Genomic DNA, 26,312 nt, shown 5'->3' with positions numbered 1-26,312 from the left:
GTTTTTTTGGGTCAACGGGGTCGCTGACGCACTGGGCCAAACCTGCGCTTGCCGCTAACATGGCCAGCAAAGGGAGACACCATGAACCGCCCATTTGCTTTGAGCCTGATCGCGCTGGCGCTCTTGAGCGCTTGCGCCACACCGCCCACGGGCTTGACCACGACACAAGCGTCCGCCAACACATGGCGCTACAGCGTGCCCGAACAACCCGAAGCCGCCAGCGGCAACAGCGCCAAACCTGGCTGGGCCTATGCACGGCAGGCCGTGGCCGCCGCCAACCCCTTGGCGACCGATGCGGGGCACCAGGTGCTGCGCGCAGGCGGCTCGGCACTCGATGCGGCCATCGCGGTGCAAATGGTGCTGGGCTTGGTGGAGCCGCAGTCCAGCGGCATTGGCGGCGGCGCGTTTTTGCTGCACTTTGATGGCCGCCTGGTCACGGCGCACGATGGGCGCGAAACCGCCCCTGCAGGTGCCCGCAGCGACATGTTCATGGACCAGGGCAAGCCCATCCCCTTTGACGATGCGGTGCAAAGCGGCCATTCGGTGGGTGTGCCCGGCGCGGTGCGCATGCTCGAAGCGGCGCACCGGCAACACGGTCGTCTGCCCTGGGCGCAGTTGTTCGCGCCCGCCATCGCGCTGGCCGAGCAAGGTTTTCGGGTCAGCCCGCGTCTGCGTACCTTGCTGCAAGCCGATCCACACCTGAAAAAAGACCCGCTGGCACTGCGCTTTTTCTACCAAGCCGATGGCAAGGCTTGGCCCGTGGGCCATGTGCTGCGCAACCCCGAATACGCGCATGTCCTACGCCGCATCGCTGACGAAGGCAGCCGAGCCCTGCACGAAGGGTCAGTGGCCCAGGCCATCGTGGCACGTACGGCCCAAGCACCGCGGCCCGGCACCTTAAGCCTGCAGGACTTGAAAAGTTATCAGCCCAAAGAGCGCGAAGCCCTGTGTTTTGACCACACGGCCACATCGCGGGCTCACCGCATCTGCGGCTTCCCGCCACCGTCTTCGGGCCAGATCGCCATCGGCCAGATTTTGGGCATGCTAAGCCGCACCCAGGCGCAAGGCCCGGAGTTGGCTGGTGGCCTGCCTTCGCCCGACTTTTTGCACCGTTACACCCAAGCCTCTCGCCTGGCCTTTGCCGACCGGGCGCAGTACGTGGCCGACCCGGATTTTGTGAACGCCCCCGCAGGCGACTGGCGCAACCTGCTGGCCCCCGGCTACCTGCGTGAACGCAGCCAGCTGATCGGCACCCAGGCCATGAAAACCGCTCCTGCAGGCCAGCCCGGTGGCCAAACCACCAGCTTCGCGCCCATGCCCACGCAAACCGAATACGGCACCAGCCACATCAGCGTGGTCGATGCGCAAGGCCGGGCGGTGGCCATGACCACCACCATCGAAGCCGCTTTTGGCGCACGCCGCATGGTCAGCACCGACCCGTCTCGCCCCGGCGGCTTTTTGCTCAACAACGAATTGACCGATTTCAGCCTGGCCCCTGCCGACGCGCAGGGCCGCCCCATCGCCAACCGGGTCGAGCCCGGCAAACGCCCGCGCTCATCCATGTCCCCCACCTTGGTGTTTGACAAAGCCACAGGCCAACTGCTCATGAGCGGCGGCAGCCCAGGGGGCGCACTCATCATTCACTACACCGCCAAGCTGCTCACGGGCACGCTGCACTGGGGCCTGAACGCGCAGCAAGCGATTGACTTGCCGAACTTCGGCTCGCTGGGCGGCCCCACTTTGCTCGAAGCCCAGCGCTTTGAGCGCAGCACCGTGGACGCCCTCCAGGCGCGTGGCCACGAGGTGCGCGAAATGGAGATGACCAGCGGCCTGCAGGCCATCGAGCGCACGCCCAGGGGCTGGTTTGGCGGGGCCGATCCCCGGCGCGAGGGCGTGGTGCTGGGCGACTGAAGCACAGCCACAAAAGCAAAACGGCAGCCTAGGCTGCCGTTTTGCATCAGCGCCGGATCAAGCCCGGCATGACCGATCAGTAAGCCTGACCCAGCTGCCCCAGGATGGCGGGGTTCTCCAGCGTGGAGATGTCTTGCGTGATCTCTTCGCCTTTGGCCAGCGAGCGCAGCAGGCGGCGCATGATCTTGCCCGAACGGGTTTTGGGCAGGTTCTCACCGAAGCGGATGTCCTTGGGCTTGGCGATCGGGCCAATTTCCTTGGCGATGTGGTCGCGCAACTGCTTGGCAATGGCCTTGCCCTCTTCGGTATTGGGCAACGAGCGCTTGAGCACCACAAAGGCGCAAATCGCCTCACCTGTGGTGTCGTCAGGGCGACCCACCACGGCGGCTTCGGCCACCAGCTCGGTGCAACTCACCAAGGCCGATTCGATTTCCATCGTGCCCATGCGGTGACCGGAGACGTTCAGCACATCATCGATGCGGCCGGTGATGGTGAAGTAGCCGGTCTTTTCGTCGCGAATCGCGCCGTCGCCCGCCAGGTAGTACTTGCCCTTGAAGTCCTCAGGATAGTAACTCTTCTTGAAGCGCTCAGGGTCGCCCCAGATCGTGCGGATCATGGAAGGCCATGGCTTTTTGACCACCAAAATGCCACCTTGGCCGTTGGGCATGTCTTTGCCCGTTTCGTCCACGATGGCGGCCTGGATACCGGGGAACGGCAATGTGCAGGAACCGGGCACCATGGGCGTCACACCCGGCAGCGGGGTGATCATGTGACCACCGGTCTCGGTTTGCCAGAAGGTGTCGACGATCGGGCAGCGACCGCCGCCCACGTGCTGGTGGTACCACTCCCAGGCGGCAGGATTGATCGGCTCGCCGACCGAACCCAGCAAGCGCAGGCTGCTGAGGTTGTAGCTCTTGGGGTGCACGGCGTCGTTGGACTCGGCGGCCTTGATGAGCGAGCGGATGGCGGTGGGAGCGGTGTAGAAGATCGAGACCTTGTGGTCCTGGATCATCTTCCAGAAGCGGCCGGCATCGGGGTAGGTGGGCACGCCCTCGAACACGATCTCGGTACCGCCCAAGGCCAAGGGGCCGTAGGTGATGTAAGTGTGGCCGGTGACCCAGCCGATGTCGGCCGTGCACCAGAACACGTCGTCGGCCTTGAGGTCAAAGGTCCACTTGGTGGTCAGCGCCGCGTGCAGCAGGTAGCCGCCTGTGCTGTGCTGCACACCTTTGGGTTTGCCGGTGGAGCCGGAGGTGTAGAGCAAGAACAGGGGGTGCTCGGCACCGACCCACTCGGGCTCGCAGGTGGTGGCTTGCTTATCGGCCAAGTCGGCCATCCACAGGTCGCGGCCAGCGGTCATGGCGATGTCAGCGCCCGAGCGCTTGACGACCAAGACATTTTGGATCGAGCCGCAACCGCCCAGGTTGATGGCTTCGTCCACGATGGATTTGAGGGGCAGCAACTTACCGCCGCGCACCTGGTTGTCGGCGGTGATCACGGCCACAGCGCCCGTGTCTTCGATGCGGTCGCGCAGGGACTGGGCCGAGAAGCCACCGAACACCACCGAGTGGGTCGCACCGATGCGAGCGCAGGCCTGCATGGCGGCCACGCCTTCGATGGACATGGAGATGTAGATGACGACGCGGTCGCCCTTTTTGATGCCCAGGCTCTTCAAGGCGTTGGCGTATTGGCAGGTCTTGGCCAGCAACTGGCTGTAGGTGACCTTGGTCACTTCGCCGCCGTCGGCTTCAAAGATGATGGCGGTCTTGTCGCCCAGGCCTTTCTCGACGTTGCGGTCCAGGCAGTTGTAGGAGGCGTTCAGGGTGCCGTCTTCAAACCACTTGAAAAATGGTGCGTTGGACTCGTCCAGCACTTTGGTGAAAGGCGTCTTCCAGGTGATCAGCTCTTTGGCCAAACGGCCCCAGTATCCTTGGTAGTCGGTTTCGGCTTCTTTGCACAGCGCGTCATAGGCGGCCATGCCGGACACATGGGCGTTTTGGACGAAGTCGGCGCTGGGTTGGTAGATGGTGGAACTCATCGGTTTGTCTCCTCAAGGACGTGGCGTTTTTGGAACTGGTGCAAATGTCGGCTTTCGCTCTTACAAAGCACTGACTGACGGCAGACTTGCAGGCTTTGCGGCCGGAAAGACCCGTCTAAGCCCTAGAATTCGGGTTTGCCCGAAGTCACGGACTTCCCAAACAGGAAAACCATGTCCAAACCCACGCCGTCGAAAAAAAATTCCTTGAGCCCGCTGAACAATTTCATTTTCGCCAGCCGCTGGCTGCAACTGCCACTGTACCTGGGCCTGATCGCCGCACAAGCGGTGTATGTGTTCCATTTCTGGGTCGAACTGGTGCATCTGCTCGAAGCGGCTTTTGGCAACCAGCAAGCCCTGCAGGCCTTGATCAGCAGCATTGGCTACAAAGCCGATGCCCCCATCACCGCGCTGAATGAAACCGTGATCATGCTGGTCGTGTTGGCCCTGATCGACGTGGTCATGATTTCCAACCTGCTGATCATGGTCATCGTGGGCGGTTACGAAACCTTTGTCTCACGCCTGAATCTGGAGGACCACCCGGACCAACCCGAGTGGCTGGACCATGTGAACGCCTCGGTGCTCAAGGTCAAGCTGGGCACGGCCATCATCGGCATCAGCTCGATCCACCTGCTCAAAACCTTCATCAACGCCGCCAACTACGACGAAAAAGTGCTGATGTGGCAAACCCTGATCCACATGGCTTTCCTGCTCAGCGCCATTGCCATCGCCTATGCCGATCGCCTGATGTCGCACCACGACAAGACCCACTGAGCACCTCACAGCGCCTCACAGTGCCTGACAACGACCGATTTTTGATTTTCACGGAACCCCTAGCACCATGACCACACTGATCAAACAAGCCGACCTGATCGAATCCGTTGCCGCTGCGCTCCAGTACATCAGCTACTACCACCCGGCCGATTACATCCAGCACCTGGCCCGCGCCTACGAGCGGGAGCAAAGTCCCGCTGCCAAAGACGCCATCGCCCAGATCCTGACCAACAGCAAAATGAGCGCCACCGGCCACCGCCCGATCTGTCAGGACACCGGCATCGTCAACGTGTTCCTCGAAGTCGGCATGGACGTGAAATTCGACGGCTTCACCGGCAGTTTGGAAGACGCCGTCAACGAAGGCGTGCGCCGCGGCTACAACCACCCCGACAACATGCTGCGCGCTTCCGTCGTGTCCGACCCGCACTTCAACCGCAAAAACACCAAAGACAACACGCCCGCCGTGATCTTCACCAAGATCGTGCCCGGCAACAAGGTGGACGTGACCGTGGCGGCCAAAGGCGGCGGCAGCGAGAACAAGTCCAAGATGATCATGCTCAACCCCGGCGACAGCATCGTCGACTGGGTGCTGAAAACCGTGCCCACCATGGGCGCTGGCTGGTGCCCTCCCGGCATGTTGGGCATCGGCATTGGCGGCACCGCCGAAAAAGCCGTGCTCATGGCCAAGGAAAGCCTGATGGACGACCTGGACATGTACCAACTGCTCGAAAAATCCAGCAAGGGCGAGAAGCTCGACCAAGTCGAAGAAATGCGCCTGGAGCTGTACCACAAGGTCAACGCCCTGGGCATTGGCGCGCAAGGCCTGGGCGGCTTGACCACCGTGCTGGACGTGAAGATCAAGATGTACCCCACCCACGCGGCTTCTAAGCCCGTGGCCATGATCCCCAACTGCGCCGCCACGCGCCACGCGCACTTCGTGCTCGACGGCTCCGGCCCCACCTATTTGGAAGCACCATCGCTGGACCTGTGGCCCAACGTGGGCTGGACAGCCGACACCGAAAAGAGCCAGCGCGTGGACCTCAATACGCTCACGCCGGAACAAGTCGCCGCCTGGAAACCGGGCCAAACGCTCTTGCTCAACGGCAAGATGCTCACGGGCCGCGACGCCGCACACAAACGCATCCAGGACATGCTGGCCAAGGGTGAGAAACTGCCCGTGGACTTCAAAAACCGCGTCATTTACTACGTGGGCCCGGTGGACCCCGTCGGTGACGAAGCCGTTGGCCCCGCTGGTCCCACCACCGCCACCCGCATGGACGGCTTCACCGAAATGATGCTGGCCAACACCGGCCTGATCGCCATGATCGGCAAGGCCGAGCGCGGCCCCGTCGCCATCGAGGCCATCAAGAAGCACAAGAGCGCTTACCTGATGGCCGTGGGCGGCGCAGCCTACCTCGTGTCCAAAGCCATCAAACACGCCAAGGTGGTGGGCTTTGCCGACATGGGCATGGAAGCCATTTACGAATTCGACGTGGTTGACATGCCCGTCACCGTGGCGGTCGATGCGGGCGGCACCAGCGCCCACATCACCGGCCCGGCCGAATGGCAAAAACGCATCGCCACGGGCGAGTTCAAGGGCATCGGCGTCAACGCCGGTTGATGGATTTCAGGCCGCGCAAGCGGCCTTTTTTCCAAGCCTGAGCCACACACCCAAATGACCACCGACCAGCGTCCGATCGGCGTGTTTGACAGCGGTATTGGCGGGCTGAGCGTGTTGCAGGCCTTGCAAAAAGAGCTGCCCCACGAGCGCTTTGTCTACATCGCTGACAACGCACACGCGCCCTACGGCGAAAAAAGCGAAGCCTTCATCCGCCAACGCAGCCATGCGATTGCCGAGTATTTGCTGGCGCAACACCACATCAAAGCTTTGGTGGTGGCCTGCAACACGGCCACGGCCGTGGCGATCCACGAGTTGCGCAGCCGGCACCCGACGCTGCCGCTGGTGGGGGTGGAGCCCGCGCTCAAACCGGCCTTGGCGCTGAGCCAAACCCGTCGCATTGGCGTGATCGCCACACGCGGGACTGTGGGCAGCGACAAATTCGCTCGCCTGCTGGACAGCGTGCAGGACGGGGCCCAATTTGTGGTGCAGGCCTGCAACGGCCTGGCCCTGGCCATCGAGCAAAGCACCCTGCCCGACCAGGCTGCAGCCGTGCAAGAACACATCGCACACTTGCTCAAGACCTATACCCAAGACATGGGACGGTTTGGCTCAGCCCCCGGCGAGATCGACACCCTGGTGCTGGGCTGCACCCACTATGTGTTTGTCCAGAACGAATTGCGAACGCTGGTGGGGCCCGATGTGCAGCTGGTTTCCACCGGCGAGCCCGTGGCCCGGCAAACCCGCCGCTTGCTGGCTGCCGCAGGCTTCTTGCATGCAGGCCCTGTCGCCGAAACCCAGCGCCTGCACTTGTTCACCACAGGCGACTTGAAAGGCCTGCAAGCCGCCGCGAAACGCTGGTTGGGCTTGCCGCCACACCTGTGCCAAGCGGTGCCGGCGTCACTGCAAGCCTGAGCCTGCTGGTTCAGGCTTGTGCTTGGGCCGCCAACCGTCCTCGCTCCACGTCCACCGGCATCAGCAGCACCAGGCCCAGCACAAACAGCAGCGAGGTGGACCCGATGGCCAGGCGCTGGTTGCCGTCGCTCAACCAGGTGATCAGGCCATAGGTCAATGGCCCCAAAATGCTGGCCAAGCGAATGGCAAAAGTCCACAAGCCAAAGAACTCACCCAAACGCTGCGGCGGCACCATCAAGCCCGCCATGGCTCGGCCCGACGACTGGCTCGAGCCCATGCAAAAACCGGCAATCGCAGCCGCCCACCAGAACATGGCCTTGTCGGTCGACAAGGCCGCGATGCAACAAGTCATCACCCAACCGACCAAGGTCAGCGACAAGGTGAGTTTGTGGCCCATGCGGTCTTGCAGGTGACCGAGCAACAAGGCCCCGGCAAAAGCGGCCAGGTTGAGTACAAAGATCAGCACCATGGTTTCCTGGGGCTGAAAGCCAATGACCTGCTCGGCGTAAATGGCCGCCAGTGTGATGGCCACCGCCACACCACCCTGGTAGGCCACAGCGCAAGCCAGGAGACGAGTGAAGTCGCGGTAGGGCCTGGCCTCGCGCAGCGTCTGGCGCAAGCGGCGCAGACTTTGCATCACCGTCACCACCGGGGCATTGGGCTGGGGCGGTGAGTGTTCGCGCAACAGCGCAAAAGTGACCAAGGCTGCAGCGCCGTAAACGGCCGCGGTGATCCACATGGTCACGGGCACAAACTGGGCACCGGTTTCGCCCCGGGCTTGCGCGGCCAACACATACGCCAGGCACACCCCCAGCGTGAGCATGCCGCCGATGTAACCCAAAGACCAACCCCAACCGCTCACCCGACCCATGGCCTCTGGCCTCGCCAATTCAGGCAAAAACGAGGCCGTGAGCGACTCGCCATACGAAAAAAAGGTGTTGGACAGCACCAGGATGAACAAACCCAGCGCCACCTGGCCCGGCCCGACCAGCGACAAAGCCGCTGTGCTGAGCACACAACCCGCCGTGACCCACATCAGCATTCGCTTTTTGCCCGCCACCCGATCGGCCCAAGCGCCCAAACCGGGCATGGTCAGCATCACGACAAAATAGGACAGGCTCAAGCCCGATGTCCACGCCAACGTGGCCCAGTCGGCACCGTTGGCCACACCGCCTACAAAGTAAGCGGCAAACACGGCTGTGATGACCACGGTGGAGTAGCCCGAATTGGCGAAGTCGTACATGGCCCAACCCAAGACCTCGCGCAAACGCACGCCCGGGTTGAGTGCAGAGCGAAGGCCTTCGGCGTTCATGCTGCGAGCCGATCAGTGCAAATGGCGTGGGCGGCGTCCACCACCGCCATGGCCGCTGCTGCCGCCCGGGCCACGCGGCGGTTTGCCGATGTCGAGCGAACTGACCAGGCTGTCAAAGCGTTGGCTGAACAGCTTGTCGATTTCAGACACCACGCCGGACAACTCGGCGCCGTCGAAATGACGCTCCATCATGTTGACCACGTCGTGCACCAGCAAATCGCGTTGGGCCTGCATGATGGCGCCAGGATCGGGCCCCACAAACAGCATCACAAAATCGTCACGCGACTCGGCGCCGCTGGCCTCGTCCTCGTCGTCAAATTCGGTGTCGTAAAAAGTGACCTCGATCTGCGTGCCTGCTGCAGACAACTCGTTGAGGTTCATGCACAGGTCGTCCATGACCATGCGAAAGTCATCGTCGCCACGCACCGTCCAGCACAGGTTCAGACGCTGGGCACTGGCATCAAAACGGATGCCGGGCTCTTCTTCGTACAGGCTCACGGCCCCCTCACTCAGGTTGCGTGCCCCGGCGTAGTGCCAAAGGGGCTTGAGCGCCTCCTGGATCGCCTGGATGTCGGTGCCGGGTTTGATCGGCACATCACCATGCACGTGAATCTCAAGCGGTGCGTTGTCGTGGTTCATGATGATGTTTTCCTCAAATGGTGCCCCGAGCCGGAATCGAACCGGCACGCCCCTTTTCAGGAAGCAACGGATTTTAAGTCCGGTGTGTCTACCAGTTTCACCACCGGGGCAGAGCGCTTATTGTGCCTTGATAACGCGGTGTTTCTGCCTCAATCCATCTGCAAATTCAGCATGGCCAAGGCGAATAAGGCGATCACCGTCAGGTAGGCCGCCGACCAGACCGTGGTGCGCCACTTGGCTTTGTCGGTGACGTAAAAAAACACATACGCCACCCGTGCTGCAACAAAGAACAGGGCCAGCGCGTCGACCGTGGCCGGGTCAACACCCGTGAGCAAAGCCAGGATGACGCCGACGGCAAAAAAAGGGAACGCCTCGAAGCAATTGGCTTGCGCGGCATTGGCGCGGGCCCTGAAACCGGTTTGCCGGGCCAACCAGGCTCGGGGGTCGCTGTTGTCATAGCCCTTGAAGCCCGATTTGGCAATGCCCGCACACACCACCGGCATGATGCCCGCTGCCAACACGGCGCCATAAGAAATCAACATGGAGCTCTCCTTGATCCCGCAAAACCGAAAAAAAAGCCACTGAGGACATCAGTGGCTGGGCACTGGCCCGGCAAAGCGCCGGGCGCACCAGGTTCAACCGCCCTTTTTGGAGCGCTTGCCGGGGTTTTTCTTGCTGCGTGTCGCGACACCGCGCTCCAGGCTCACGCGCTGGCCACGGCCGCCTGTGCGCAGGGTCACGCCTGGCAATGTAGGCAGTGGGGGGGTGAATTTACGATCTGCTTCGGTTACGATTTTGTTGCCCATCTGTGGCTCCGGATAAAAATACAAAACGATATTAAGCCACAAGAATGGCCCCTTTTCGCCTCGGCCCTGCTTTGCACTTGCCCTCGGCCAGCACGGCCGGGGTGTTTCGACTGGCGATAAACTGCCCCCATGGACTTCACCACCCTCCTGATCGTGGCTTATTTCGCCTTGCTGGCGATCACCCTGCGCAAACGCTGGGGGGTCATCGATGGGCCTTGGCTGTTTTACTTTCGGGCATTTTTCCCCAACTGGAAGTTCTACCACGGCATCAACCCTGCACCGCGTCTGTACGTGCGTGGTCAAACCGAATCCGGCGACTGGAGCGACTGGGGACTGGTTTACCCTCGCCTGCCCAGACAAATCAGGCACCTCTTGCACAACCCAGCGGTCAATTTGGCCTTGACACATCAAAACCTGGTGGACCACCTGGCCAACGACATCAACGACTTGCGAGAAGGCGCTGATATCCGGGAACGCGTCACCTACCAACTGGTCAGCCAACTGGCCCGACAAGCCCTCGAGGGTGGCTCCTGGGGCGATCAAGCCATGCTGGCGTCCGTCCCCATCGGCAGGCTTTCAGCCTACCAGTTCGAAGTCCGCATGGAGTTACCCGGAAGCCCCAGCAGCGAACGCATGCTGCAATCGCCGGTGCTGCGCCCATGGAACTGACGCTCGCCGTCCGCGTATTTGAAGTGCTGCTGAGCTTCAGCCTGGTGCTCCAAACCTTGGAGTATCTGCGCCTGCCTTCGCTCGACCGCGTGACCCTTTGGCTCATGCTGGCGCAGGAATTGCCCGCCCAGCCCGCATGGCTCAAGTCAGGCCTGACCCTGCTCCTCCAGCCCGGCCCCTACCGCGCGATGCTCGTCTTGCGCCTGGTCTTAGCCCTCGGCTTGATGCTGGGCCTTGTCGGCTTGGCAAGCGCTGCGGTGCTGTTTGTGATGGCTTTGCTGCTGCTTTTGCGCTGGCGCGGGGCCTTCAATGGCGGCAGCGACTTCATGACGCTGGTTGGCCTGTCTGGTTTGCTCCTGGCCCATCTGGTGGGTGCCATCGCCAATGAACCCCTGGGTTGGCAAGCCGGATTCTGGTACATCAGCCTGCAAACCGTCAGTTCTTACTTTGTCTCCGGCTGGGTGAAACTGTTGCGGGCGGAATGGCGCTCGGGGCAGGCCATGACGCTTTTTCTGGACACTGGCGTGTATGGCCCGCTGGCGCAGAACAGCATTTTCCGAAACCCCCAAGTCGCCCGGCTTTGCGCCTGGTCCTTCACCCTCTGGGAGGGCTGCTTCCCTTTGGCGCTGCTCGATGTCCGGCTGGCACTGGTCTTTTGCGGTGTAGCCTCTCTTTTCCATTTTTTGGTGTTCTGGTTTTTTGGTCTCAACCGCTTTTTTTGGGCATGGCTCAGCAGTTTTCCGGCCGTCGTCTATTGCGCCGGTACGGTTTGGTAAGCCCTTGAACCCATGGCCGACCGATGACAGCTTGGCGACTGCCGGGCATGGCGTCGCTGCTTAAGATCGGGTTTTCAACAGCGAGGTGCCCCCCCATGAAATCCCCCACATTGGCATCGTTCACAGCCCAATCCTTGGAAGAAGGGTTTGACGAGATCATCGTCCGCGAGTGGGAACCCCACCTCCGACTTGACACCCACACCCACCCTTTCGATGTCAGTGCCCATGTGGTGCGCGGTGAATATTGGCTCACCGTCGGTGAAGAGGTCCAACACCTCAAGGCGGGCGACTTCTTCCGTCTGGCGCGAAATGTGCCCCACGCTGAGCTGTACGGCCCGGAAGGCGCGACCGTGTGGGTGGCTCGCGCCAACTGAAAAGGCAGCGGCGCATGAAAAATGCCTCAGGGTGTGAACCGCTGAGGCATTTTTGTTTGGAGGCGCGACCCAGAGTCGAACTGGGCTAGACGGATTTGCAATCCGTTGCATAACCGCTTTGCTATCGCGCCAGAATCAAAATCACGCTGACAAAAATGGGAAGCTGGTGCTTCCCATAGGGCTGAAAGATGTTGACACGTCTTTCATGTATTTGGAGCGGGAAACGAGGCTCGAACTCGCGACCTCAACCTTGGCAAGGTTGCGCTCTACCAACTGAGCTATTCCCGCACATCAAAAAAATTTTGAAAGACGTTGGCACTTCTTTCGGTGTTTGGAGCGGGAAACGAGGCTCGAACTCGCGACCTCAACCTTGGCAAGGTTGCGCTCTACCAACTGAGCTATTCCCGCGTATTTCAGAAAACTTGGCATTGTATGCCTTGCTCGCTGGAATGGTCAAATTGTAATGCAATTTCAGGCTGACTTTGGCGCCAGCCTGAAAATTTTGCATCAATGTTTCACGGCTTCGGTTTTGACCGTGGCCGTCACAGTCGGCAAGGCTGCGGCTGCTACCTCTTCGTCGCTCAACGGCGTGGGTTTGGCTTCCAAGGCCACATCCAGAACCTGGTCGATCCACTTGACGGGCACGATTTCCAGACCGTTTTTGACATTGCCGGGAATGTCTTGCAGGTCCTTCACATTGTCCTCGGGGATCAACACGGTCTTGATGCCCCCGCGCAAAGCGGCCAACAACTTTTCCTTGAGCCCCCCAATGGCAGTGACCTCACCACGCAGGGTGATCTCGCCGGTCATGGCCACATCGGCACGCACCGCAATACCCGTCATGGCTGAGACCATGGCCGTGGTCATGGCGGCACCGGCACTGGGGCCGTCTTTCGGGGTGGCGCCATCGGGTACGTGGATGTGCAGGTCTTTCTTTTCAAAGACTTCGTCCTTGATGCCCAAAAGGCGCGAACGGCTGCGCACCACGGTGCGCGCGGCTTCGACGGACTCCTTCATCACATCGCCCAGCGAACCGGTGCGGGTGATGACGCCCTTGCCCGGCATCAAGGCGGCTTCGATGGTCAGCAGATCGCCACCCACCTCGGTCCAGGCCAAACCGACCACCTGGCCGATCTGGTTCTTTTGCTCGGCACGGCCATAGGTGTACTTGCGCACGCCCAAAAAGTCGTTCAGGTTATCGGCATTCACCACCACCTGGGGCTTCATTTGCTTGAGCAGCAAGGCCTTGACCACCTTGCGGCAAATTTTGCCCAACTCGCGCTCGAGCGAGCGCACACCCGCCTCGCGGGTGTAGTAGCGCACCACGTCGCGCACCGCATCTTCGATGACCAGCAACTCGGACTCCTTGACGCCGTTGTTGCTCATTTGCTTGGGCAACAAATACTTCATGGCGATGCTGGTCTTTTCGTCTTCGGTGTAGCCCGACAAGCGGATCACTTCCATGCGGTCCAGCAGGGCCGAAGGGATGTTCATCGAGTTGGAGGTGGCCACGAACATCACATCGCTCAGGTCGAAATCGACCTCGACATAATGGTCTCCAAAGGTGTGGTTTTGCTCAGGGTCCAGCACCTCCAGCAACGCGCTGGACGGGTCACCCCGGAAGTCCGTGCCCAGCTTGTCGATTTCGTCCAGCAAGAACAGGGGGTTCTTGGTGCCAACCTTGTTCAGGTTTTGCAGCACCTTGCCGGGCAAGGCCCCAATGTAAGTGCGACGGTGGCCGCGAATTTCGGCCTCGTCGCGCATGCCGCCCAGCGCCATGCGCACGTATTTGCGACCCGTGGCCTTGGCAATGGACTGGCCCAGCGAGGTCTTGCCCACGCCGGGTGGCCCGACCAGGCACAGGATGGGTGCCTTGACCTTGTCCACACGTTGCTGGACCGCGAGGTATTCCAGAATTCGGTCCTTGACCTTGTCGAGACCAAAGTGGTCCTGGTTCAGCACGTCCTCGGCATTGCCCAGATCGTGTTTGAGTTTGGTTTTCTTGCTCCAGGGCAATCCCGTGAGCACATCGAGGTAGTTGCGCACCACCGACGCTTCGGCCGACATGGGCGACATGAGCTTGAGCTTTTTCAGCTCGCCCTCGGCCTTTTTGCGGGCCTCGGCCGACATCTTGGCGGACTTGATTTTCTTCTCGATTTCCTCGATGTCCGCGCCCTCTTCGCCTTCGCCCAGTTCTTTCTGGATGGCTTTGACCTGCTCGTTCAGGTAGAAGTCGCGCTGGTTTTTTTCCATCTGGCGCTTGACGCGACCACGGATGCGCTTGTCCACATTCAGGATGTCGACTTCATGCTCCAACTGGGCAAACAGGTTTTCCAGCCGGACCTTGATGTTGGACAAGTCCAGCACTTGCTGTTTGTTTTCCAGTTTCAAGGGCAGGTGCGCAGCGATGGTATCGGCCAGGCGACCGGCATCGTCAATGCTGGAAATCGAAGTGAGGATTTCCGGCGGAATTTTCTTGTTGAGTTTGACGTACTGGTCAAACTGTTGCATCACGGCTCGGCGCAAGGCCTCGATCTCGCTGCTGGCATCGGACTGCTCGCCCGCAGGCTCTACAGGGGTGACCGTGGCCACGAAGTGGGCCTCGCCATCCACAATGGACAGCACCTGCGCACGCTGCTGGCCTTCGACCAGGACTTTGACCGTACCGTCGGGCAATTTGAGCATCTGCAAAATGGTCGAAACGCAGCCCACATCGAACATGTCGTCGATGGCTGGCTCGTCTTTGGCGGCGGTTTTTTGGGCCACCAGCATGATGCGGCGCTCTGCGGCCATGGCCGACTCCAGCGCCTTGATGCTCTTGGGGCGACCCACAAACAGTGGGATCACCATGTGAGGAAACACCACAACGTCGCGCAGCGGCAACATGGGCAATTCGATCGGGGTGGATGGCAAAGGTGTGTGTCCAGACATGGTGTGTCCCTCAGGTCAATTCAAAGCACATGGATGCAATCACCACGATTTCAACCCACAGAGGCGAAGGAGTATTCATGGCGGTGGGCACCTGTGGTTCAGGCCTGCTTGGCCGACTCGCGGTAAACCAGCAGTGGGGGCTTGTTGTCGTCGATGACGGACTCGTCCACCACCACTTTTTCGACATTCGCCTGGTTGGGCAATTCAAACATGGTGTCGATCAGCGCCTGCTCCATGATGGAGCGCAGGCCTCGGGCACCGGTCTTGCGGGCCAGTGCTTTGCGGGCCATGGCCGTCAGTGCGTTCGGACGCACTTCGAGTTCGACGCCTTCCATGGCCAGCAGTTTGGTGAACTGCTTGACCACCGCATTTTTGGGCTCGGTGAGGATCTGCACCAAAGCCTCTTCGGTCAGCTCGGCCAAAGTGGCGATCACCGGCAAACGGCCTACCAGCTCGGGAATCAGACCGAACTTGATCAGGTCTTCGGGCTCGACTTCGTTGAACACGTCGGTCAGCGAACGCTGCTTCTTGCTCTTGACGGTGGCGCCAAAGCCAATGCCGCCCGATTCGGTGCGGTTTTCGATGACTTTTTCCAGGCCGGCAAATGCGCCTCCACAAATGAACAGGATGTTGGTCGTGTCGATCTGCAAAAAGTCCTGATTGGGGTGCTTGCGTCCGCCCTGCGGCGGCACACTGGCCATGGTGCCTTCGACCAGTTTGAGCAAGGCCTGTTGCACGCCCTCGCCCGACACGTCACGGGTGATGGAGGGGTTGTCGGACTTGCGGGTGATCTTGTCGATCTCGTCGATGTAGACGATGCCGCGCTGGGCACGCTCGACGTCGTAATTGCAGGTCTGCAGCAGCTTGGCCACGATGTTTTCCACGTCCTCGCCCACATAACCGGCTTCGGTCAGGGTGGTGGCATCGGCCATGACAAAAGGCACATCCAGCATGCGGGCCATGGTTTGGGCCAACAAGGTTTTGCCAGAGCCCGTGGGGCCAATCAGCAAGATGTTGCTTTTGGCCAGCTCGACGTCGTCTTTCTTGGCCCCGTCTTTGTGTTTGAGGCGCTTGTAATGGTTGTACACCGCCACGGCCAGACTGCGCTTGGCTTTTTCCTGACCGATCACGTAATTGTCGAGATTGGTCTTGATGTCCAGCGGCGTGGGCAAGCCCTCTTTGGCACCTTCGCTCACTGTGGTGGTGGCCAACTCATCGCGCACGATGTCGTTGCACAAATCAATGCACTCGTCGCAGATGAACACCGACGGACCTGCGATCAACTTCTTGACCTCGTGCTGGCTCTTGCCGCAGAAAGAGCAGAACAGGTTTTTCTCAGTGGTTGAGCCTTTTTTATCGGCCATAAATGTCGCCTCGCTATCCGTAATTCGTCAATGATAACGAAAGAAAAACGGCGTTCACCCTTTGGGGGTCAACGCCGTCAGCCAGGGTGCCGGAAAGCCCGGCCACCCTCAAGCGCGTTTGGAAATGACTTCGTCGATCAAACCGTAGTCTTTGGACTCGGTGGCCGAGAGGTAATAGTCGCGCTCGGTGTCGAACTCGATCTTCTCCAGAGGCTGCCCGGTGTTCTCGGACAGGATGCGGTTCAACTGGGCACGGGTCTTGACGATCTCGCGGGCGGCGATCTCGATTTCGGTGGCCTGACCCCGCGCACCGCCCAAAGGCTGGTGAATCATGATCTTGGAGTTGGGCAACGCAAAACGCTTGCCCTTGGCGCCCGACGACAGCAAAAACGCGCCCATGCTGGCGGCCATGCCATTGCACAGGGTAGACACATCGGGCTTGATGAAGTTCATGGTGTCGTAAATCGCCATGCCGGCGCTCACCGAACCACCGGGGGAGTTGATGTACAGCGAGATGTCCTTTTCAGGGTTTTCGCTCTCCAAAAACAGCAACTGGGCCACGATCAGGTTGGCCATGTGGTCGTTGACCTCACCCACCAAAAAGATCACGCGCTCCTTGAGCAAACGCGAATAGATGTCATAGGCCCGTTCGCCACGGCCCGATTGCTCGATGACCATGGGCACCATGCCCAAATTTGTGATGTCCAGTGCGCTCATCTTTTCTCCAGAAAATTCATGGATGACTTTAACCGGGTTTTCAACCCCACCAAAGAGATGGGGCTTGTGAGCCAGACTGCAAGCCCGGCACAAGCCCCATGCTCAAGGGATTTCAAGGATTCAAATGACCGATCAGGCCTGCTGACCCATCAGCTCTTCAAAAGTGATGGCTTTTTCGACCACCTTGGCCTGGGCCAGGACGAAATCGGACACATTGCTCTCGATGACCACGGCTTCCACTTCGGCCATGCGCTGGTTGTCGCTGTTGTACCAACGCACCACGTCATCGGGACGCTCGTAGCTGGAGGCCAGCTCCTGGATGTGAGCCTGAATCTGCTCGGGCTTGGCGTGCAAGGTGTTGCCGCGCACCACTTCAGCCACCACCAGACCCAGGCGCACGCGCTGCTCGGCTTGGGGGCGGAAGATGTCATCGGGGATCGGGGCCTTGTCGGCGTCCTTGATGCCGCGCTGCTTCAGATCGGCACGGGCACCCTCTTTCAGGCGCTCGATTTCGTTTTGCACGATGGCCTGGGGCAGATCCAGCTCGGCCTTGGCGACCAAAGCGTCCATGGCGGCTTGCTTGTTGCGGGCCAGCAGGCGGAATTTCACTTCGCGCTCAAGGTTTTTGCGGATGTCGGCACGCAGGCCTTCCACTGTGGCGTCGGCAATGCCCAAGGACTTGGCCAGGGCTTCGTTGACTTCAGGCAGGTTGGCGGCTTCGATTTTCTTGACCGTGACCAGGAAGTCGGCTGTTTTGCCCGCAACGTCTTGGCCGTGGTAGTCGGCAGGGAAAGACAGCGGGAAAGTCTTGCTTTCACCGGACTTCATGCCGCGCACGGCGTCTTCGAATTCCTTGAGCATCTGGCCGTCGCCCAAAATGAACTGGAAGTCTTCGGCTTTGCCGCCAGCGAAGACTTCACCGTCGATCTTGCCTTCGAAGTCGATGGTGGCGCGGTCGCCGTCTTGCGCAGCGGCGTCTTGGGCGCGCTGGGCAAAGGTGCGGCGCTGCTTGCGCAGGATGTCGATGGTCTTGTCAATGGCGGCATCAGACACTTCAGCCGTCAGTTTTTCCACTTCGGTGTCGGCCAGGTTGCCCAGCTTGACTTCAGGGTACACCTCAAAAATGGCTTCGAAGTTCAGCTCGCCTTCTGGCGCACCTTCTTTTTCGGAGATGCGGGGCTGACCGGCCACACGCAGTTTGGCTTCGTTAGCGGCCACAGCAAAAGCCTCGCCCACTTTGTCGTTCAGGACTTCATACTGAACCGAGTAACCATAGCGCTGAGCCACCACGTTCATGGGCACCTTGCCGGGACGGAAACCGTCCATCTTGACAGTGCGGGCCATTTTCTTCAGGCGTGCATCCACTTCGGACTGAATGGCCGTCACAGGCACAGTCAGGGTGATCTTGCGTTCCAGCTTTTCAAGGGTTTCAACAGTCACAGTCATCGTCGTTCTCGGTTAATTGAATGTCTCTCAGGCCACCGGGTTGCCCCCTTGGCCACAAGTCGGTTGGTGCGCGGGGCGGGACTCGAACCCGCACAGTGTTGCCACCGTCAGGACCTAAACCTGGTGCGTCTACCAATTTCGCCACCCGCGCAAGTCCAAACAAAAAGGGCGTCAGGCTTGTCACTGGCATGAAAGCCACCTGACGCACCTGACCGCCCGGTTGAAATCGGTCAACTTTCTATTTTAGCCGCTTCAATTGGCCAAATTCAGGCACGGGCTTGATTTGGGCGTTCAATTCTGAACCAGGCCGCGTACATGGCCGGCAGCGCCAGCAAAGTCAGCGCCGTGGCCACGATCAGACCGCCCATGATGGCCACAGCCATCGGCCCCCAGAAAATGCTGCGCGACAGCGGAATCATGGCCAGCACCGCAGCAGCGGCCGTGAGCACGATGGGGCGCAAACGCCGCACCGCCGACTCCACAATGGCCTGCCAGGGGACCACGCCCGCCGCCCGGTCCTGCTCGATTTGGTCGATCAGAATCACCGAGTTGCGCTGGATCATGCCCATGAGCGCGATCACGCCGAGCAAGGCCACAAAGCCAAACGGCCGGTTCAGCACCAGCAAAGCGCCTGCCACCCCGGCCATGCCCAGCGGTCCCGTCAAGAACACCAGCATCGCGCGGCTGAAGCTTTGCAGCTGCAGCATCAGCAAGGTGAAGGTGATGAACAACATGACCGGCACACCTGCCGCAATGGAGGCCGAGCCCTTGGCACTTTCCTCCACCGCGCCCGCCACCTCGATGCGGTAGCCGCTCAAGCCCTGGCCTTGCCAGCTGACTTCGGTCTTTTTCAGCTCGGGCAGCAACTGCGCCGTCACGGTGGCCCCCTGCAAACCTTCGGCAATGTCGGACTGCACCGTGATGGCGAACTGCCGCCCCTCGCGCCACATCACCCCAGGCTCCCAGGCAAACACCGGGGTGGCGATCTGCAGCAGCGGAATCGATTTGCCCGAAGCCGTGGGCACATACGCCTGGGACAGGTCCGACAAGGCGTCGCGCTCGGCCAGTGGCTGGCGCAGCACGATGTCGATGAGTTTGTCGCCATCGCGGTATTGGCCCACGGTGGAGCCACTGAGCAAGGTGCGCGAAGCCTGCGCAATCGACTGGCTGGTCACGCCCAAGGCGCGTGCCTTGGCTTGGTCGACTTCGAGCCGCACCGACTTGACCGACTCGTTCCAGTTGTCATTCACGCCGCGCGTGTTGACGTTTTGGCGCATTTGCGCCTTGATCTCGTCGGCCTTCAGGCGCAGGACCTTGGGGTCTGCCCCGACCACGCGAAACTGCACCGGGTAAGGCACAGGCGGGCCGTTGGGCAGCAATTTCACACGCCCCCGCACTTCGGGAAACTCCTGCGCCAGCAAGGTCGGCAGCTTGGCCCGCAGCACTTCACGGGTTTTCAGATCATGGGGCAAGACGATCAGCTGCGACACATTGGTCTGGGGAAAGACCTGGTCCAGTGGCAAATAAAAGCGCGGCACACCCGAGCCCACCCAGGCCGTCACCGACTTCACGCCGTCTTCCTGCGCCAGGCGTTGCTCCACCCGTTTGGCCATGTCTTCGCTGGCCTTGAAGGGCGAGCCCTCGGGCAGCCACAAGTCGACCATGATTTCGGGACGCGAGGAATCCGGGAAGAACTGCTGCTGCACCTTGCCCATGCCCACAATGCCCATCACGAACAAGAACACGGTGATGCCAATCGTCTTCCAGCGGTGGGTCACGCACCAGGTCACCCAGGTGCGAAAGTGCCGGTAAAACGGGGTGTCAAACATCTCTGCAGAATCCAGGTGCTCGGCCGACACGGCATGCGCTGGCGGTTTGAGCAACCAGGCCCCCAGGTAGGGCACGAAGTAAACCGAAGCCACCCAGCTGACCAAGAGCGCCACCACCGTGACCGCAAAAATCGCGAAGGTGTATTCACCGGTCATGGACTTGGCCATGCCGATGGGCAAAAAGCCCGCCGCGGTGATCAAGGTGCCCGTGAGCATGGGCATGGCGGTGAGTTCATAGGCAAAAGTGGCGGCACGCACCTTGTCGTAGCCCTCTTCCATCTTGCGCACCATCATCTCGACCGCGATGATGGCGTCGTCCACCAGCAAACCCAGGGCAATGATGAGCGAGCCCAGCGAGATTTTGTGCAGGCCAATGCCAAAGTAATGCATGGCCAAAAAGGTGACCGCCAGCACCAGCGGGATGGTGATGCCCACCACCAGACCGGGCCGCATGTCCAGCGTCCAGCGCCGCCACAAAGGGTGATGGCCCGGCCGCTTGTGCAGGCCCAGCGCCAAAAAGCTCACCGCCAGCACGATCACCACCGCCTCGATCAGCACCTTGATGAACTCGTTGACCGAGTTGGACACGGCGCTGGGCTGGTCCTGCACCTGCGTCAGGCTCATGCCCGCAGGCAAATTGGCCTGTGCGGCGGCCATCGCACCTCGCAAGGATTTGCCCAAGGCAATGATGTCGCCGCCCTTGGCCATGGACACGCCCAGCGCAATCACTTCCTGGCTGTCGTGGCGCACCTTCACCGAAGGCGGGTCCATGTAACCACGCGTCACGGTGGCGATGTCGGACAAACGGATTTGCGCACCTGAAGCGCCGCGAATCGGCATGGCCTGCAGATCGGCCAGACTCTGGAACTGCCCGCCCACACGCACCTGTACCACATCGGCGGGCGACTGCAAACTGCCCGCCGACTCGACCGCGTTTTGCTGGTTCAGCTGGGCCAGCACCGCGCCCATGTCCAAGCCCATTTGCGCCAGCTTCTTTTGCGACACCTCGACGAACACCTTTTCGTCTTGGGCACCAAACAGCTCCACTTTTGCCACATCGGGCACGCGTAGCAAATCCTGCCGCAGGCTGTCGGCCTGGGTCTTGAGCTCGGCTGCCGTGAAACCCTGACCGCTTAAAGCGTAAATGACGCCGTACACATCGCCAAATTCGTCGTTGAAAAACGGGCCCACCACGCCCTGCGGCAAACTGCCGCGCATGTCTCCGATTTTTTTGCGCACCGTGTACCAAACCTGAGGCACATCACCCGGCTTGGAGTTGTCCTTGATCTGGAAAATGATCTGCGCCTCGCCCGGCTTGGAATAGCTGCGGATCTTGTCGGCAAAAGGCACTTCCTGCAGGGTGCGCTCGATCTTGTCGGTCACCTGCTCGGCCACCTGCTCGGCGGTGGCCCCTGGCCAGTAGGCCCGCACCACCATGGCGCGGAAGGTGAAGGGCGGGTCTTCGTCCTGCCCCAACTGAAAATAAGACGCCATGCCCAGCACCATGAGCACCACCATCAGGTAGCGGGTCAGGGCCGGGTGCTCCAGCGCCCAGCGCGAGAGGTTGAATCGGGTGTTGTCGGTGCTGCTCATGCGGTCACCGTGGGGCTGAAGCTGCAGCAGCGGGGGCAGCCATCGGTGCAGCGCCGTACACCGTGACCTTTTGACCGGGCGACAAGACATGCACGCCTGCAGTCACCACTTTCTGCCCTGGTTTCAGGCCCGCGGTGATGACCACCGCGTTGCCGTCCACCGCGCCGACCTGCACCGCCTGGGTGTTGACGGTCATGCTCGCTTCGTCCAGCACCCAGACCACCGTACCGGTGCCTTCTTGTCGCAGGGCGCTGGTCGGCAGCTTGATCACCGCAGCCTGGCTGCCCGGCAAATCGGCCGCCAGCACATGGACGGTGGCCCCCAATGGCAAGCGCTCGGATGCCTCTAGAGCCAGCTTGACGGCATAAGTGCGCGTGACCGGATCGGCGCTGGCGGCCAGCTCACGGACTTTGCCCTTGAGCGGCTGGCCTGTGCTGGCCAAGATGGCCTGCATGCTTTGCCCTGGCTTGAGGGCCAACGCGGTTTGCTCGGAGACGGCAAACACCGCGTCACGCGGACCGTCATGCGCCAGACGCACAACAGGCTGCCCCGCCGACACCACCTGGCCCACCTCAGCCTCCACAGCCGTGATCACGCCAGCATGGCTGGCTGTCAAACGGGCGTATCCAGCCTGGTTGCCTTGTGCCTGCGCCTGGGCTTTGGCCTGGTTCAGCGCCGCGTCGGCGGCTTTCAGGCTGGCCTCGCGGCGCTCCAGCTCGGCACCGCTGATGAAGTTTTGCGCCTTCAATGCCTCAAAGCGTTTGTATTCTGCTGCGGCCAAATCGCGCTGGCTTTGCGCCGCGCTCACCTGGGCCTGAGCTGCTTGTAAGGCCAGTTGGTAGTCTTGCGCATCGATGCGGGCCAACAACTGACCAGCCGTCACGCGCTGGCCCAGCTCTGCCGGGCGCTCCACCAATTTGCCAGCGACCTGAAACCCCAGGCGCGACTCCACACGCGCACGCACCTCGGCCGAATACTCGCCCGACACGTTCAATTCGCCCGCTGACACCGTGATCAATTTGACCGAGCGCAAGGGCTCCAGCGGGGCCTCTTGCTTGGAACATGCTGCCAAAGTTGTCAAAAAAGCTGCGCTCGCGCACAAATGAAAAACTCGCCGCTTGGCGAGTGACCAGGTGATGGGCATGGGATTTCCGGAAAAAGATAATGACTGACTGGTTAGTAATCTATTCAAAGTCACCAACGGTGTCAAGCGACAATAGGTATTGACCATGCGCCACACCCCCTTATTTTCGAGCGCTCAGCCGAGCGGGCTGAACTCTGCACAGAAAACCATCCTGCAAGGCGTCTCCCGCTCTTTTGGCCTGACCATCCGCCTCTTGCCCCCGGCCCTTCAAGCGCCTGTGGGCATCGGCTACCTGCTGGCCCGCACCACCGACACCGTGGCCGACACCACCGCCCTGCCGCTGGCCGAGCGGCAGGTCTTGCTGGACCTCATGACACAGGCCATCGCCACCCCGAGCACCTCGGCATCAGAAGACGAAGAACTCCAGCGCCTGACCCAGGCCTTTGCCGCGCAGCAAACCGACCCGCATGAACGCGCCCTGATGCAGGCCCTGCCCCAATGCTTGCCGCTTTTGCACACCCTGCACCCCGCCGACCAGGCCAGCGTGCGCCAGGTGCTGGGCCACATCACCCGTGGCCAACAGCTGGACATGGCCCGCTTTGGCCCCGGCCTGCACGCTTTGCAGACCGAGGCCGAGCTGAGCGATTACACCTGGCTGGTGGCCGGTTGCGTGGGCGAATTCTGGACCGAGTTGTGCGGCCGCCACCTGCCCGGCTACAGCCTGCGGCCGCAGGCCGAAATGATGCGCATCGGCCGTGCCTACGGCATGGGCCTGCAGCGACTGAACATCATCCGCGACGCCGGGGCCGACTTGGCCGTCGGGCGCTGCTATTGGCCAGAAGAAACCCTGGCGCATGCGGGCCTGACCCCAGAAGTGCTGGCACATGCTGCCAAAACCGGCGATGCCGACACCATGCAAGCCTTGGCACCGCTCTACACCGCCTGGCTGGACCACACCCAAGCGCAACTGGCCGAGGGCATGCGTTATGCCTTGGCCCTCCAACCGCTGCGCCTGCGCCTGGCCAGCGCCCTGCCTGCCTTAATTGGAGCGCGCACCATCGCGTTGCTGCGCCAAGCCGGACCTGCCGCGCTGACCCAGCGCGTCAAAATGCCGCGCCAGGAAATACGCGCCCTGCTGTGGCGCATCGCGCTGGGCTTGGGCACCCGCGATGTGCTGGACAGGCAATTCACGAAATTGGCCGGCACACCCCCCGCTTGACATCCCACCTGGCACCCGCCCGGGGGCATTTCTTTCGGTGCGAGAATCCCAGCCCATGAGCCCGCAAGACTACGTCCAGCAAAAAGCCGCCGCCTCGGGCAGCAGTTTCTATTACGCCTTCCTGTTTTTGCCGCCCGAGCGCCGTGCGGCCATCACCGCTTTTTATGCCTTTTGCCGCGAAGTGGACGATGTGGTCGACGAGATCAAAGACCCCAGCGTGGCCGCCACCAAACTCGCCTGGTGGCAAAAAGAAGTGCTGCAAGCCTACGCGGGCCAGCCCAGCCACCCGGTCATGCACGCTCTCATGCCCCTGGCCCCGACCTTCGGCATCGAAAGTCGCCACCTGATGGCCGTGATCGACGGCTGTCAGATGGACCTGAACCAGACCCGCTACCTGGACTTTGCGGGCCTGACGCAATACTGCCACCTCGTGGCGGGCGTGGTGGGCGAAGTCGCCGCCCGCATTTTTGGCCAGACCGACGAGGCCACCACCGCTTACGCCCACAAGCTGGGCCTGGCCTTTCAGATGACCAACATCATCCGCGATGTGGGCGAAGACGCCATGCGCGGACGCATCTATTTGCCGCTGGACGAGCAGCAGCGCTTTGGCGTCAAAGCCAACGCGCTGATGCAGCGTGACTATTCAGACAACTTCAAAGCGCTGATGAAGTTCCAGACCGAGCGCGCACACGCCCTGTACGACGAAGCCCTGGCCCTGCTGCCTGCGGCCGACCGCCGCGCCCAAAAACCCGGCCTCATGATGGCCAGCATCTACCGCACCCTGCTGCGCGAAATCGAAGCCTCGGGCTTTCAGGTTCTGCACCAGCGCATCGCGCTCACGCCACTGCGCAAGCTGTGGCTGGCTTGGAAGATGCAGGCGCTGGGGCGGTTCTGAAATACGCGCCACCAAGCACACACCTCACTTCATGGCACGCGCCTGCTTTTGCGCAGGACGTTCCACACAGGCGTGCAGCCAGCTTGCCACAGCCGGGTATTGCGCCAGCAGCGCACCCGCCGGGCGGATCCAGCTGGCCACACTGGCCACGCACACGTCAGCCACGGTGAAACGGTCGGCGGCCAGAAAGTGCTGACCTTGGGCGTTTTGGGTTTGCAGGTGTTTTTCCAAAACAGCCAGCGGCACTTTCAGCCGACTTTCCGCTTGCTCGGCCAGCTCGGGTTTGCGCTGGTCTGCCGGCATGGCCATGCGGTGCATCAGCACGGTGAGCGCGTCTTTTTCCAGCTCGGTGACGGTCCAGAAACTCCAGCGCAGGGCTTCGGCTTCTTCGCGAGGTGTGGCGGGCGTGATCGACTGACCATCGGCCTGGCCATGCACGCGGGCGATGTACAAAGCACAAGCCATGCTCTCCCACACAGTGACCACGCCTTCAGGGCGCTCGTCCACCACCACCGGGATGTGGCCATTGGGGTTGAGTGCCAAAAACTCGGGCGTGCGGGTCGCACCCGCGGCATAAGGGGTGGGGATGTGCTCAAACGGCACCTCCAACTCCAGCGCAGTCCAGATGGGTCGTGCAGCGCGGGAAGCGCCAATGCCGTAAATCTTCAAAGTCATGTCATTCTCCTGAGTTTGTGTAGTCGGGCCAGCTGGCGCACAGCGCGTGCAAGTCTCGCACCTCCAGGTGCGGACGGGTGTCGCCATGGGTCCAGTCGTGGCCTTCGCGGTTGAGCCAGGCGACCTGCATGCCTGCAGCCAAAGCGCCCACGCAGTCGGCGTGCGCGTCGTCGCCAATGTGCAGCACCTCATGCGGCTGCACACCCGCTGCGGCAGCACCCGCCACAAAAATGCGCAAGTCCGGCTTGGCCACGCCCAGCGACTGGGCACTCACGCTGGCATGAAAGTGCTGGCCAATGCCCACGCGGTGCACGTCGGCATTGCCGTTGGACAGCGCCACCACCGGCAGGCGCTGGCTCCAGAACGCCAACGCAGGCAGCGCATCGTCAAACAAATCGACCCGTTGGCGTTCGGCAAAAAACACCTCAAAAGCCGCCTCGGCCAGGTGCCCGGGCTCTCCGGCTTGCTGCAACAGGGCGCGGATCGACTCCCGACGCAGAAACGACAAATCATGCGCGCGGTCGGCGTGGCGGGCGTTGATTTCGGCGCGGATGGTTTTTTTGAGTTCGGCATCGGCCGACAGCGCTGCCGCACCGGGGGCATGGGCGCTCAGCCAGGTCTGTAAAACCACCTCGGCCCGGCCGATCGTGGGCCAAACGGGCCACAAAGTGTCGTCCAGATCGAGGGTAATGGCTTTGATTCGGGAAATGTCAATCATGGTGGTGGGAGA

22 protein-coding genes and 5 tRNA genes are annotated in these 26,312 nt (G+C 61.3%); 9 read left to right on the top strand and 18 right to left on the bottom strand.

What is annotated here, in order from left to right:
* Positions 1-81 precede the first annotated feature (81 nt).
* On the top strand, positions 82-1,911 hold the full coding sequence (locus tag B9Z34_RS00770) for a gamma-glutamyltransferase family protein (protein WP_108426190.1): 1,830 nt from the start codon (positions 82-84) through the stop codon (positions 1,909-1,911).
* 76 nt (positions 1,912-1,987) lie between these two features.
* Here the strand turns inward: B9Z34_RS00770 and acs are convergent, their stop codons facing one another.
* Entirely contained in the window at positions 1,988-3,949 is a 1,962-nt protein-coding gene (gene acs / locus B9Z34_RS00765) for an acetate--CoA ligase (protein WP_108426189.1), read from the bottom strand.
* Between the two features lie 171 nt (positions 3,950-4,120).
* On the opposite strand from acs, the gene B9Z34_RS00760 reads away from it, so the two are divergent.
* The 3 genes from B9Z34_RS00760 to murI all read left to right on the top strand — a co-directional run bounded on the left by B9Z34_RS00760 (position 4,121) and on the right by murI (position 7,253).
* Positions 4,121-4,720, top strand: a complete 600-nt coding sequence (locus B9Z34_RS00760; protein WP_108426188.1) for a TIGR00645 family protein — start codon at positions 4,121-4,123, stop codon at positions 4,718-4,720.
* Between the two features lie 67 nt (positions 4,721-4,787).
* On the top strand, positions 4,788-6,341 hold the full coding sequence (locus tag B9Z34_RS00755; protein ID WP_108426187.1) for a fumarate hydratase: 1,554 nt from the start codon (positions 4,788-4,790) through the stop codon (positions 6,339-6,341).
* Between the two features lie 54 nt (positions 6,342-6,395).
* Complete coding sequence (gene murI / locus B9Z34_RS00750; protein WP_108426186.1) at positions 6,396-7,253, top strand: glutamate racemase; 858 nt, start codon at positions 6,396-6,398, stop codon at positions 7,251-7,253.
* A gap of 10 nt (positions 7,254-7,263) precedes the next feature.
* Here murI and B9Z34_RS00745 read toward each other — a convergent pair whose 3' ends face one another.
* The 5 genes from B9Z34_RS00745 to B9Z34_RS14585 form a co-directional block, all read right to left on the bottom strand.
* Entirely contained in the window at positions 7,264-8,565 is a 1,302-nt protein-coding gene (locus B9Z34_RS00745; RefSeq protein ID WP_108426185.1) for an MFS transporter, read from the bottom strand.
* A 12-nt stretch (positions 8,566-8,577) separates the two neighbouring features.
* Entirely contained in the window at positions 8,578-9,204 is a 627-nt protein-coding gene (locus tag B9Z34_RS00740; protein ID WP_108426184.1) for a DUF6806 family protein, read from the bottom strand.
* 18 nt (positions 9,205-9,222) lie between these two features.
* A tRNA-Leu gene (locus B9Z34_RS00735) sits at positions 9,223-9,314 on the bottom strand.
* A gap of 39 nt (positions 9,315-9,353) precedes the next feature.
* Positions 9,354-9,746, bottom strand: coding sequence for an MAPEG family protein (locus B9Z34_RS00730; protein ID WP_108426183.1), 393 nt, complete (start codon positions 9,744-9,746; stop codon positions 9,354-9,356).
* 93 nt (positions 9,747-9,839) lie between these two features.
* The gene (locus B9Z34_RS14585; protein ID WP_199220036.1) at positions 9,840-10,010 is read right to left on the bottom strand and encodes a hypothetical protein; all 171 of its coding nucleotides are present in this window, start codon (positions 10,008-10,010) and stop codon (positions 9,840-9,842) included.
* Between the two features lie 129 nt (positions 10,011-10,139).
* Between B9Z34_RS14585 and B9Z34_RS00725 the strand changes: the two genes are divergently transcribed.
* From B9Z34_RS00725 to B9Z34_RS00715, 3 genes are all read left to right on the top strand, one after another.
* Positions 10,140-10,679, top strand: a complete 540-nt coding sequence (locus B9Z34_RS00725) for a hypothetical protein (RefSeq protein ID WP_108426182.1) — start codon at positions 10,140-10,142, stop codon at positions 10,677-10,679.
* Positions 10,670-11,455, top strand: coding sequence for a hypothetical protein (locus B9Z34_RS00720; protein WP_108426181.1), 786 nt, complete (start codon positions 10,670-10,672; stop codon positions 11,453-11,455). Before B9Z34_RS00725 ends, B9Z34_RS00720 begins: the two co-directional genes overlap by 10 nt.
* A 95-nt stretch (positions 11,456-11,550) precedes the next feature.
* The gene (locus B9Z34_RS00715; protein ID WP_108426180.1) at positions 11,551-11,829 is read left to right on the top strand and encodes a cupin domain-containing protein; all 279 of its coding nucleotides are present in this window, start codon (positions 11,551-11,553) and stop codon (positions 11,827-11,829) included.
* Positions 11,830-11,886: 57 nt separating this feature from the next.
* Here B9Z34_RS00715 and B9Z34_RS00710 read toward each other — a convergent pair.
* The 10 genes from B9Z34_RS00710 to B9Z34_RS00665 form a co-directional block, all read right to left on the bottom strand.
* Positions 11,887-11,960: transfer RNA gene (locus B9Z34_RS00710), tRNA-Cys, on the bottom strand.
* 81 nt (positions 11,961-12,041) lie between these two features.
* Positions 12,042-12,117, bottom strand: a tRNA-Gly gene (locus B9Z34_RS00705).
* 44 nt (positions 12,118-12,161) lie between these two features.
* Positions 12,162-12,237 (bottom strand) — tRNA-Gly (locus tag B9Z34_RS00700).
* A 99-nt stretch (positions 12,238-12,336) separates the two neighbouring features.
* Positions 12,337-14,760 (bottom strand): endopeptidase La, encoded by a 2,424-nt coding sequence (lon, locus tag B9Z34_RS00695; RefSeq protein WP_108426179.1) that lies wholly within the window; start codon positions 14,758-14,760, stop codon positions 12,337-12,339.
* Positions 14,761-14,858: 98 nt separating this feature from the next.
* Entirely contained in the window at positions 14,859-16,124 is a 1,266-nt protein-coding gene (gene clpX, locus B9Z34_RS00690; RefSeq protein ID WP_108426178.1) for an ATP-dependent Clp protease ATP-binding subunit ClpX, read from the bottom strand.
* A gap of 108 nt (positions 16,125-16,232) precedes the next feature.
* Positions 16,233-16,841 (bottom strand): ATP-dependent Clp endopeptidase proteolytic subunit ClpP, encoded by a 609-nt coding sequence (clpP, locus tag B9Z34_RS00685; RefSeq protein ID WP_108426177.1) that lies wholly within the window; start codon positions 16,839-16,841, stop codon positions 16,233-16,235.
* Positions 16,842-16,973: 132 nt separating this feature from the next.
* The gene (gene tig / locus B9Z34_RS00680) at positions 16,974-18,287 is read right to left on the bottom strand and encodes a trigger factor (RefSeq protein WP_108426176.1); all 1,314 of its coding nucleotides are present in this window, start codon (positions 18,285-18,287) and stop codon (positions 16,974-16,976) included.
* 64 nt (positions 18,288-18,351) lie between these two features.
* A tRNA-Leu gene (locus tag B9Z34_RS00675) sits at positions 18,352-18,438 on the bottom strand.
* A 115-nt stretch (positions 18,439-18,553) separates the two neighbouring features.
* A complete protein-coding gene (locus B9Z34_RS00670; RefSeq protein ID WP_108426175.1) occupies positions 18,554-21,709 on the bottom strand; it encodes an efflux RND transporter permease subunit in 3,156 nt (1,051 codons plus the stop codon).
* Between the two features lie 4 nt (positions 21,710-21,713).
* Positions 21,714-22,853 (bottom strand): efflux RND transporter periplasmic adaptor subunit, encoded by a 1,140-nt coding sequence (locus B9Z34_RS00665; RefSeq protein ID WP_108426174.1) that lies wholly within the window; start codon positions 22,851-22,853, stop codon positions 21,714-21,716.
* Positions 22,854-22,938: 85 nt separating this feature from the next.
* On the opposite strand from B9Z34_RS00665, the gene B9Z34_RS00660 reads away from it, so the two are divergent.
* Positions 22,939-24,012, top strand: a complete 1,074-nt coding sequence (locus B9Z34_RS00660; RefSeq protein WP_108426173.1) for a squalene/phytoene synthase family protein — start codon at positions 22,939-22,941, stop codon at positions 24,010-24,012.
* Positions 24,013-24,067: 55 nt separating this feature from the next.
* Positions 24,068-24,907 carry a presqualene diphosphate synthase HpnD gene (gene hpnD, locus B9Z34_RS00655; protein ID WP_108426172.1) on the top strand — a complete coding sequence of 280 codons (840 nt, stop codon included), beginning with the start codon at positions 24,068-24,070 and terminating at the stop codon, positions 24,905-24,907.
* A 24-nt stretch (positions 24,908-24,931) separates the two neighbouring features.
* Here hpnD and B9Z34_RS00650 read toward each other — a convergent pair whose 3' ends face one another.
* A complete protein-coding gene (locus B9Z34_RS00650; RefSeq protein ID WP_108426171.1) occupies positions 24,932-25,582 on the bottom strand; it encodes a glutathione S-transferase family protein in 651 nt (216 codons plus the stop codon).
* A 1-nt stretch (position 25,583) separates the two neighbouring features.
* On the bottom strand, positions 25,584-26,300 hold the full coding sequence (locus tag B9Z34_RS00645) for an HAD family hydrolase (RefSeq protein ID WP_108426170.1): 717 nt from the start codon (positions 26,298-26,300) through the stop codon (positions 25,584-25,586).
* Positions 26,301-26,312: the final 12 nt, after the last annotated feature.

Source organism: Limnohabitans sp. Hippo3, assembly GCF_003063665.1.
Classification (GTDB): Bacteria; Pseudomonadota; Gammaproteobacteria; order Burkholderiales; family Burkholderiaceae_C; genus Limnohabitans_A.
This window is presented reverse-complemented; position numbering and strand designations above follow the sequence as displayed.